At 70.1% G+C, this 10,756-nt stretch carries 4 protein-coding genes and 1 pseudogene; 3 read left to right on the top strand and 2 right to left on the bottom strand.

Annotated features, from left to right (window positions below):
- Positions 1-208 precede the first annotated feature (208 nt).
- The 3 genes and pseudogenes from fdh to nrfD all read left to right on the top strand — a co-directional run.
- A pseudogene (fdh, locus tag BLW47_RS18260) lies at positions 209-3,517 on the top strand (formate dehydrogenase); the annotation flags it as partial.
- Positions 3,518-3,525: 8 nt separating this feature from the next.
- Positions 3,526-4,536, top strand: a complete 1,011-nt coding sequence (locus BLW47_RS18255; protein ID WP_091559023.1) for a 4Fe-4S dicluster domain-containing protein — start codon at positions 3,526-3,528, stop codon at positions 4,534-4,536.
- Complete coding sequence (gene nrfD / locus BLW47_RS18250; RefSeq protein WP_091559019.1) at positions 4,533-5,576, top strand: NrfD/PsrC family molybdoenzyme membrane anchor subunit; 1,044 nt, start codon at positions 4,533-4,535, stop codon at positions 5,574-5,576. Before BLW47_RS18255 ends, nrfD begins: the two co-directional genes overlap by 4 nt.
- A 147-nt stretch (positions 5,577-5,723) precedes the next feature.
- Here nrfD and BLW47_RS18245 read toward each other — a convergent pair whose 3' ends face one another.
- Entirely contained in the window at positions 5,724-8,891 is a 3,168-nt protein-coding gene (locus BLW47_RS18245) for an FAD-binding and (Fe-S)-binding domain-containing protein (RefSeq protein ID WP_175543697.1), read from the bottom strand.
- A gap of 13 nt (positions 8,892-8,904) precedes the next feature.
- The gene (locus tag BLW47_RS18240; RefSeq protein WP_091559014.1) at positions 8,905-10,710 is read right to left on the bottom strand and encodes a thiamine pyrophosphate-requiring protein; all 1,806 of its coding nucleotides are present in this window, start codon (positions 10,708-10,710) and stop codon (positions 8,905-8,907) included.
- Positions 10,711-10,756: the final 46 nt, after the last annotated feature.

The following is a 10,756-nucleotide window of genomic DNA, read 5'->3' as shown; positions in this document are numbered from 1 at the left end:
AGCCCGCAACTCCATCGTGTACCCCGACGGCGCGCGGCCCATCCGGCCCCGCCAGCTGCGGGCCGGGCAGATGATGGCCTCTCGGGCCGCAGGTCGGGCGGGTAGGGGTGCCAGACCTCGGCCCGTTCGTCGCCGATGGTGAAACTCCCACGCCAGCGGGCCACGTGGAGGTAGACAGGGTAGGTAAGCGCGACCGGCCGGGGGTGCCATGGGAATTCGAGAGACGTTCCTGCCCTGGCCCGTGTTCCGGCAGGTCCGGTCGATGGTCGCCGCAGGAGACCGGCTCGCGCGGGGTGCGGCGGCCCGGTCATCACGGACCGATCAGCTCAAACCACGGACCATGACAGCGGATCGGGTCGTGGGCAGCGTCTGCCCGTACTGTGCGGTGGGCTGTGGGCAGTTGGTCTACGTCAAGGGCGAGCAGGTCGTCCAGATCGAGGGGGATCCGGCATCGCCGGTGAGCCGTGGCCGGCTGTGTCCGAAGGGCGCCGCGACCAAGCAGCTCGTCACCAACCCGCTTCGGGAGACGCGGGTGCGTTACCGCCGGCCCCACGGGACGGACTGGGAGGACCTCGACCTCGACAGGGCGCTGGACATGATCGCCGACCGGGTCATCGCTACCCGCGCGCAGACCTGGGCCGATCGGGACGAGCAGGGCCGGCGGCTGCGCCGGACGATGGGCATCGCGGCGCTCGGCGGTGCGACGCTGGACAACGAGGAGAACTACCTGATCAAGAAGCTTGGCACCGCGTTGGGAGCGGTGCAGATCGAGAATCAGGCGCGCATTTGACACTCCTCCACGGTCCCCGGTCTGGGAACATCGTTCGGTCGCGGCGGCGCGACCACGTTCCAGCAGGATCTGCAGAACTCTGACTGCATCGTCCTGCAGGGCTCGAACATGGCCGAGTGCCATCCGGTGGGCTTCCAGTGGGTCATGGAGGCGAAGGCGCGGGGTGCCACGCTCATTCACATCGACCCGCGGCTGACCCGGACCGGGGCGCTGGCCGACCTGCACGTGCCGATCCGGGCCGGCACCGACATCGCGCTGCTCGGGGGCCTGATCAACTACGTGCTCAGCAACGGCCTCGAATTCCGCGAGTACGTGGTCAACTACACCAACGCGGCGACCATCATCAACGAGGAGTTCAAGGACACCGAGGACCTCGACGGGCTCTTCTCCGGCTGGCGCGACGACACCTCCAGCTACTCCAGCGACAGCTGGCAGTACGAAGGCGTCCGCGTGGCGAGCGCCGCCGGCAAGCGGCAGCAGGGCGCGAAGCAGGCGCGGGAGGCCGTTGAGCAGCGGGCGTACCAGCGGCACGCGACCGAGCGGGGCCACGAGCACGGCAGCCACGGCGCCGCGCTGGAGGACCTGCACAAGCTACGCCGGGACGAGACCCTCGAGCACCCGCGGTGCGTCTTCCAGTTGTTGAAGCGGCATTACCGCCGCTACACGCCGGAGATGGTGGCGAGGATCTGCGGTATTCCCGAGGCGCTCTTCGGGCAACTGGCCCGCGCGGTCACCGAGAACTCCAACCGGAATCGCACGACCGCGTGGGCGTACGCGGTGGGGTGGACGCAGCACACCGTCGGGGTGCAGTACATCCGGGCCGCCTCGGTGCTGCAACTGCTGCTGGGCAACATCGGGCGGCCCGGCGGGGGGATCCTCGCCCTGCGCGGTCACGCCAGCATCCAGGGCAGCACGGACATCCCCACGCTCTACAACCTGCTGCCGGGCTACCTGCCGATGCCGCACCCGGACTCCCACGGCAGTCTGGACGAGTACGTCGCCGACGACTCCGCCGAGACCGGCTACTGGGGCAACATGCGCGCCTACGCGGTCAGCCTGCTCAAGGCGTACTGGGGAGATGCGGCGACCGCCGACAACGACTTCTGCTTCGACTACCTGCCCCGCATCACCGGCGATCACAGCACCTACCAAACGGTGCAGGCGCAACTGGACGGCACCTGCAAGGGCTACTTTCTCAACGGGCAGAACCCGGCCGTCGGCTCGGCCAACGCACGGGCGCAACGCCTTGGCATGGCCAACCTTGACTGGCTCGTGGTCCGGGACTTCGCCCTGATCGAGAGCGCCACCTGGTGGAAGGACGGCCCGGAGATCGAGTCCGGCGAGCTGCGGACCGAGGAGATCGCCACGGAGGTGTTCTTCCTGCCCGCGGCCGCGCACACGGAGAAGGACGGCAGTTTCACCAACACCCAGCGGATGCTGCAGTGGCACCAGAAGGCGGTGGAGCCGCCCGGCGACGCGCGAAGCGACCTGTGGTTCTGGTACCACCTGGGCCGGCGGATCCGGGCGAAGCTGGCCGGCTCGACGAACGAGCGGGACCGCCCGATCCTCGACCTGAACTGGCACTACTCCACCTCCGGCCCGAATTCGGAGCCGAGCGCGGAGGAGGTGTTGCAGGAGATCAACGGCCGGCGGGGGGACGGTTCCTGCCTGTCGACGTACGAGGAACTCACCGACGACGGCTCGACCGCCTGCGGGTGCTGGATCTACTGCGGCTCCTATGCCGGCGGGGTGAACCAGACCGCGCGGCGTAAACCGCACACCGAGCAGAACTGGGTGGCTCACGAGTGGGGCTGGGCCTGGCCGGCGAACCGCCGCCTGCTCTACAACCGCGCCTCCGCCGACCCACAGGGCAGGCCGTGGAGCGAGCGCAAGGCGTACGTGTGGTGGGACGCGGAGAAGAAGAAGTGGACCGGCCACGACGTCCCGGACTTCCAGCCGACCAAACCGCCGGACTACCGGCCGCCTGAGGGCGCGAAGCGGCAGGACGCCCTGTCCGGCGTCGACCCCTTCATCATGCAGGCCGACGGGAAGGGCTGGCTGTACGTGCCGGCCGGGTTGTCCGACGGGCCGCTGCCGACACATTACGAGCCGCAGGAGTCCCCGGTGCCGAACCTGCTCTACGGCCAGCAGCAGAACCCGGCCCGCCAGCTGAGCCGGCGGCGGGACGTCGACCCCTACCAGCCCAGCGGCGACGACCGGGGCAGCCAGGTCTTCCCGTACGTGCTGACCACCTACCGACTCACCGAGCACCACACGGCCGGGGGGATGAGCCGGTGGCTGCCGTACCTGTCCGAACTGCAACCGGAGATGTTCTGCGAGGTGTCACCGGAGTTGGCCGCCGCGGTCGGGCTGGACCACCTCGGCTGGGCGACGATCGTGACGGCCCGCAGCGCCATCGAGGCGCGGGTGCTGGTCACCGATCGGATGGTGCCGGTGCGGGTGCACGACCGGATCGTCCATCAGGTCGGGCTGCCCTACCACTGGGGCCGCAACGGCATCACCACCGGCGACTCCGCCAACGACCTCACCCACATGTCCCTCGACCCGGACGTGCACATCCAGGAGGTCAAGGCGCTCACCTGCGACATTCGGCCCGGCCGCCGTCCCCGCGGCCCGGACCGGCGGCGCCTGATCGCGGAGTACCAGCAGCAAGCGGGGCTTGTCGCCGCGACCGGCACCGCGCACCGCACCACGGAAAGGCACGGGGAGCCAGCATGACCGAAAAGCTGCTGGAGGGTACAAAGGATCCCGCGCCCGACTCCGGCTATCCGCAGCCGCCGCGGCGGATGGGATTCTTCACCGACACGTCCGTGTGCATCGGCTGCAAGGCGTGCGAGGTCGCCTGCAAGGAGTGGAACCTGATCCCGGACGACGGCTTCTCCCTGCTCGGCATGTCCTACGACAACACCGGCATGCTCGGCGCCGACACCTGGCGACACGTCGCGTTCATCGAGCAGGACCGCCCGCTCGGCCGGCAGAACAACGCCGTCGCCCTTATGCCGACCGGCCCGTCCGCGAGCGCGCCCAACGCACTGATGGTGGCAGCCGGCTTGGGCGAGGAGCACGGGGCCCGTCTCGGCACGGAGACCGGCGCCATCCAGCTGGAACCGAACACGGACGGAAAACCACGGCAGCCGGTCAGCGCGGACGGCCGCACCGAGTTGCGCTGGCTGATGGCCAGTGACGTGTGCAAACACTGCACACACGCCGCCTGCCTGGACGTGTGCCCCACGGGCAGCCTGTTCCGCACCGAGTTCGGCACCGTCGTGGTGCAGGAGGACATCTGCAACGGCTGCGGCTACTGCGTGCCCGCCTGCCCGTACGGGGTGATCGACCAGCGCAAGGACGACGGCCGCGTGTGGAAGTGCACGCTCTGCTACGACCGGATGAGCGACGGGCAAGAGCCGGCGTGCGCGAAGGCGTGCCCCACCGAGTCCATCCAGTACGGCCCTCTGGACGAGCTACGCGAGCGTGCCGCCCACCGGGTCGCGCGGCTGCACGACGCCGGAGTGGCCGACGCCCGGCTGTACGGGGCCGACCCCGACGACGGCGTCGGCGGGACGGGCGCGTTCTTCCTGCTGCTCGACAAGCCGGAGGTGTACGGCTTCCCACCTGACCCGGTCGTGACCACCCGCGACCTGCCGGCCATGTGGCGGCACACGCTGTTCGCGGCCGTGGCGGTGGCGGCGACCGCGCTCGCCGCGTTCGCGGGAGCCCGTCGGTGAGCGCCGCGCAGGAAACCGGCAGCGAGGTGCGCCGGGACGGCCTCCACCACGTCGCACCGGGCCGCGAGGCCCTGATCGGGTCTCGGGGCGGCCGACGACCGAGCCGCGGCGGTGAGGTCGTGCCACCGGCGGAGTTCCGGTCGTACTACGGCCGAGCGGTCATCAAACCGCCGGTCTGGAAGGCGCACAACATCGCCGGATACCTCTTTCTCGGCGGCGTCGCCGGCGGCGCGGCCCTGCTGGCCGCCGGCGCCGACCTCACCGGCCGCCCGGGCATGCGCCGCGCCGCCCGGCTCATCTCCGCCAGCGCGACCGGGCTGTCGCTCAGCGTGCTGACCCGTGACCTCGGTCGGCCGGAGCGTGCCGTGCACATGCTGCGCGTCGTCAAGCCGACCTCGCCGATGTCGATCGGCACCTGGCTGCTCGGCGGTTTCAGCCCGCTCGTGGCGGTCGCGGCGCTCGGCGAGATGTCGGCCGCGTTGCCACGCCGCGCGGCGGACCTCGTCGGGCTCCTGGCCCGCCCCAGCGGGTTGGCCGCCACGGCCGTCGCCCCCGCGATTACCACCTACACCGGCGCCCTGATCGCCAACACGGCCGTCCCGGTCTGGCACGAGTCGCACCGGGAGTTGCCGTACCTGTTCGGGGCGAGCGCCCTCGCCGCCGCTGGTGGCCTGGTGACGGCCACCACCCCGGCGCGCGAAGCGGCGCCGGCCCGGCTGGCCGGCATCGTCGGGTCCGTCGCGGCGCAGGTGTTCGACCGGGCCATCCACCGCCGGCTCGGGATGGTGGCCGAACCGCTGACCGGCGGGCGACCGGGCCGGCTGCTGCGCGCCTCCCGCTGGTGTGCCCGTGCCGGGACGGCTCTGCTCGCGGCGTCGGCGATGCGCCACAGCCGGGCACTGGACGTGGCCGGCGGACTGGCGCTCGCCGCCGAATCCGCGCTGACCAAGTTCGGCTACTTCCATGCCGGCACCGCTTCCGCGGCCGATCCCAAGTACACCGTGCTGCCGCAGCGCGAGCGCGCGGAGGCAGCGCAGTAGGCCAGATCCGGAGCTCTCGAACCCGGTTCCGGCGTCGTCAGGCGAGGACCGGCAGCCCGATCAGCGCGGCGAGGATCGCGGCCCCGAAGATCAGCCATGCCACGTAGTCGGCGATGTGGCCGGAGTGCAGGGCACGGCAGGGGCCGGTTACGCGCTGCGCCGTAGCAGGTGGGCGGCGGCCGCTGAAGCGCCGCCAGCAAGGGCGGCGGCGAGCAGGACGGCGCCGACCCGGGCAACGCGTCGGTGCAGTGGCGGCTGCGGCGGGCGCGGCACGCCGTCCTCCGGGCGTCCGTCCCGGTAACCGTCGGGGCCGTGCTGGCGGGCCATCGTCAGGACCTGCCCGATGTGCAGCCCTCGGCGGCCGGTGCCGGCGTCGGCGATCTGTGTCTTACAGGAGAAGCCGTTGGCCACGATGAGCTTCTCCGGCTCTGCCGCGCGTACCGCTGGCAGGAGCTTCTGCTCACCGCAGTCCAGCGAGATCTGCCACTTGCCTTTCTCGAATCCCCAGGAGCCGGCGAGCCCACAGCAGCCGCCCGCCACGTTGTCAACGGTGGCGCCCATCTGCTTGAGCAGTTCGAGTTCGGGATCGACCCCGCCGGTGGCCCGGTGGTGGCAGTGGCCCCACAGCAACGCCTGCCGGTGCAGCGGCGGCGGCGCGATGTCGAAGGTTCGGAAGAAGTCGGCGAAGTGGTACGCGTTGGCGTGCAGTCGGGCCGCGTCGTCGTCGTGCGGAAGGATCTTGGTGAGTTCGTCCTTGAAGACGGCCAGGCAGCTGGGTTCCATGCCGACCACGGGAGTGCCGGCCCGGATGTGTTCGCGCAGCATGTCCAGGACGTTGTGCAGGTACCGGCGGGCGAGGTCGAGGAAGCCGTAATCGTAGAGCGGCCGGCCGCAGCAGATGTGTCCTTGCGGCATGATGACCTGCCAGCCGGCAGCCTCGATCGCCTCCACGCAGGCGACGCCGACGTCGGTGTGCAGGTGGTTGTTGAAGGTGTCCGGGAACAGCACCACCGGCCGGCCGTTCGGGTTGCGGGTGCCGCCGCGCCGCTTGAACCACTGCTGCAGCGTCATCGGGGCGAAGCGGGGCAACGGCCGGTTCTGGTCGATGCCGCCGACCGCGCGTACCAGGTGGGCCAGGCCGGGGGTCTGCGTGGCGAGGTTGACCAGCTCCGGCACGGCCGCCGCCAGCCGGGCGAACTGGTCGATCAAGCCGAACGAATACGCGTAGCGTGGCCGCCAGCGTCGCAGCGACTTGTAGTGGTGGTAGCGGAACTCCGCCTTGTAGGTGGGGATGTCCACGTTGACGGGGCAGTCCTTGGTGCAGCCCTTGCAGGCCAGGCAGAGGTCCAGCCCGTCGGCGACCTCGCGGGACTGCCAGCCGTCGGTGATCACGTCGCCGCGGAGCATTTCGAACAGCAGTCGGGCCCGGCCGCGGGTGGTGTATTTCTCCTCGTGGGTGGCCTGGAAGCTGGGGCAGATGGTGTCCTTCGCGACCGGTTCGCGGCACTTGCCGACGCCGACGCAGCGCAGGGTGGCGTGGGCGAAGTCGTTGCCGTCCTCGGCGTAGGCGAAGACGGTGCTCGGCCGGGCGGGGTTGTAGTCGGTGCCGAGGTTGAGGTCCTCGTCGAAGCGGTAGGCGTCGACGACCTTGCCCGGGTTCATCTTGGCGTCCGGGTCCCAGATCAGCTTGAACTCGCGCATCGCCTGCATCAGCGCCGGGCTGTACTGCTTGCCCAGTAGTTCGGCGCGCTGCTGGCCGTCGCCGTGCTCGCCGGAGATGGAGCCGCCGTAGGAGGCGGCCAGGTCGGCCGCGGACTCCAGGAATGCCCGGTAGTTGGCGATGCCGGTGGCGCTGCGCAGGTCGAAGCTGAACCGGCCGTGCAGGCAGCCCTGTCCGAAGTGGCCGTAGAGGGCGCCGCGTAGCCCGTGCTTGTTCAGTAGCGCCCGCAGGTCACGCACGTAGTCGCCGGCCCGGTTGGGTGGCACGGCCGAGTCTTCCCAGCCGGGCCAGTGGTCGAGGCTGTGCGGGAACGCGGTCGAACCGAGCCCGCCTTCCCGGATCGTCCACACCGTTTCGCTCTGGCCGCCATCCTGCGCACTTAGCAGCCGGCGTACCCGATCCTGGCCGTACCCCTTCGTCTCGGTCGCCCAGTCGGTGAACCGCCGGGCGGTGTCGACTACCTGATCGGCCTCGTCGGCGCCGAACTGCACGAGCAGCCAGGCGCCGGCATGCTTCCGCCACGGCAGCTCGGTGAGGTCGCTCAGGTTCATCTGCAGCGCCTGCTGGTCCTCGATGAGGACGCGGTCGATCGCCTCCAGCCCGATCGGCCGCCACCGGTCCAGGATTTCCTGGGTGTGTTCGGCGGCGTCGGGCAGGTCGAGGTAGGCGATTACCACGGTGGCGCGTTGCAGCATGGCCGGGGTGAGCATGAGCGTCGCCTGCAGCACCGTCACGCAGGTGCCCTCGGTGCCGGTGACCGCTCGGGCGACGTTGAACCCGTTCTCCGGCAGCAGCTCGGCGAGGTTGTATCCGGAGACCCAGCGGGGCATCGCGTCCACCGACGGGTAGCCGGCGCGGATCTCGTCGGCGTATCGGTCGCGTAGGTCGCGCAGCTTCGCGTAGATCTCACCCTTGCGGCCGCCGGCGGCGATGATGTCGTCGAGCTGGTCCTCCTCGTTGACCCCGACCCAGAACCGCTGCCCGTCGTAGGTGACCACCTCGAGGGCGTGCACGTTGTCGGAGGTACGCGGCCCGGGTCCGTACAGCTGGGACTGCACGGAGTGGATGCCGCACGAGTTGTTGCCGATGTTGCCGCCGATGGTGCACCGCGAGTGCGACGACGGGTCCGGCCCGAAGATCAGGTTGTGCTGTCCGGTCACCACGTTGAGCTGCTCGTTGACGATGCCGTTCTGGCAGGTGACCAGGCGGGCCTGCGGGTCCACCGAGCCGACCGCGGTCAGGTACTTGGAATGGTCGATCGCCACCGCGTAGTTGACCGTCTCACCGGACAGGCTGGTGCCGCCGCCCCGGTTCACGACGGGCGCGCCGTAGCGGTGACACACCTTGTGCGTGGCCACCACGTCCTCCAGCGTCCGCGGCACCACCACGCCGATCGGCACCTGCCGGAAGTTCGACGCGTCATGGGCGTACATCGCCCGCGAGCCCGGGTCGAAGCGCACCTCGCCCTCGATGGCCCGCGCCAGGTCCCGCTCCAGCTTGCCGACCGGGATCGCCTGCCGCCCCCGCGGTGGCCCGGAACTGTCCGGCCGGGTCTTGGCCGGCACCTGCTGCACCGTCTTGGCTCCGATCGCCACCGCTGCCTCCTCCTCAACCCTGCTCGCGAGTGGGGAGCGCCTGGTAGAAGTCGCTGAGCTTCTGCCGGAAGCCGCGCATCCCGATGCTGACCCGCTCCGGGTCCTTGATCATTGCCTCGGTGGTCTTCTGCGCCTGCTCGTACATCACGTGCGGCGGGATGGGTGGGATCTCGCTGTCCACCCGGAACTCCAGCAGCACCGGCCCGGAGCCGCCAAGTGCCTCGTCCCAGGCCTGACCGACCCGCGTCGGGTCGTCGCAGTAGATGCCGCGCAGCCCCAACAGTTCGGCGTATTTGGCGTACGGCATGTCTGGCACGGCCTGCGAGCCGGCGAACCGGGCGTCGCCAGCGAGCGCCCGCTGCTCCCAGGTCACCTGGTTGAGGTCCTGGTTGTTGAACACGCAGAACACCAGCGGGGAAGGGCTGCCAAGGCGGTCGGCGTACCGCTTGACGGTGAGCATCCCGTTCATGCCGTTCATCTGGAATGCGCCGTCACCGACGAACGCGATCACCGGCCGGTCCGGGTAGGCGAACCTGGCCGCGATCGCATACGGCACCGCCGGCCCCATTGTCGCCAGGGTCCCGGACAGTGAGGCCTGCATGCCCTCCCGCAGCCCGACGTAGCGGGCCCACCAGTTGGTCGATGATCCCGAGTCGGCGGTCAGGATGCAGTTGTCGGGCAGCCGGCGCCCCAACTCCATCGCGACCGACTGAGGGTTGATCCTCCCGCCGAAGTGCTGTCCGGCGCGGTCGCCCAGGATCCGGTGCCATTCCCGGACGTTGTCTTCGATCTTCTCGCGCCAACTGCGGTCCGACTTGCGCTTCAGCATCGGGATCAGCGCGCGCAGCGTCTCGGCGGAGTCGCCGATCAGCGGGGCGTCGATGGGGAACCGGGCGCCGATCAGCCGGCCGTCAATGTTGATCTCGACGCCCCGGGCCGTGCCCTCCTCGGGCAGCCACTCCCCGTACGGGAAGCTGGTCCCGATCATGAACAGGGTGTCGCAGTTCTTCATCATCTCGTCGCTGGGCTTACTGCCCAACAGCCCGATCGGGCCGGTTACGAACGGCAGGTCGTCGGGCACCGCGTCGCGTCCCAGCAGCGCCTTGGCCACGCCCGCGCCGAGCAGTTCGGCGACCTCGACCACCTCGGCTCCGGCCCGGGCTGCGCCCTGGCCGATCAGAATCGCCACCCGGCTGCTCTGGTTGAGGATGTCAGCGGCGCGCCGCAGGTCCTCGTCCCGCGGCAGGATCCGCGGCTGGCACCAGCCGACGCTGCTGTAGACCGCCCCGTGAATTTTCGGCGGCGACGTCTCGGCCGGCTCCTCCTGGACGTCCTCGGGAATGACGATGGTCGCTACCGAACGCTCGGTCAGCGCGTGCTTGAACGCGAAGTCCACCACGTGCCGGGCCTGCGCCGGATGCACGATCGCGTGACAGTACGCGGAGACATCGGAAAACAGGCACTCCAGCGCGATCTCCTGCTGGTAACGAGCGCCCAGCGACATCCGCTTCTGCTGCCCGATGATCGCCACCACCGGCTGGTGATCCAGCTTCGCGTCATAGAGGCCGTTGAGCAGGTGGACCGCGCCTGGTCCGGAGGTTGCCATGCAGCAGCCCACCTGGCCGGTGAACTTCGCGTGGGCGCAGGCCATGAAGGCACCCAGCTCCTCGTGTGGCGGCTGGATGAACTCCGGATCGCCCTTGGCCCGCTCGAACGCGCCGAGCATGCCGTTGACCCCGTCCCCGGGATAGGCGAATACGCGGTGCACACCCCACTCCCGCAGCCGGCTGAGCACAAAGTCGGAAACCTTCGCTTGCATGGAATCCCCCAACTCGTCACGCAAGATGATCGCGCCATCTACGCGG

The organism is Micromonospora pattaloongensis (assembly GCF_900107255.1).
Taxonomy (GTDB): Bacteria; Actinomycetota; Actinomycetes; order Mycobacteriales; family Micromonosporaceae; genus Micromonospora_I; species Micromonospora_I pattaloongensis.
The sequence above is the reverse complement of the archived record's forward strand: the minus strand, read 5'-3'. Positions and strand labels throughout refer to the sequence as shown.

What these genes read in the sequence shown, in the direction of transcription:
- BLW47_RS18240 (WP_091559014.1), bottom strand. Translation starts at nt 10,710, where the DNA reads ATGCAAGCGAAGGTTTCCGACTTTGTGCTCAGCCGGCTGCGGGAGTGG.
- BLW47_RS18255 (WP_091559023.1), top strand. Translation starts at nt 3,526, where the DNA reads ATGACCGAAAAGCTGCTGGAGGGTACAAAGGATCCCGCGCCCGACTCC.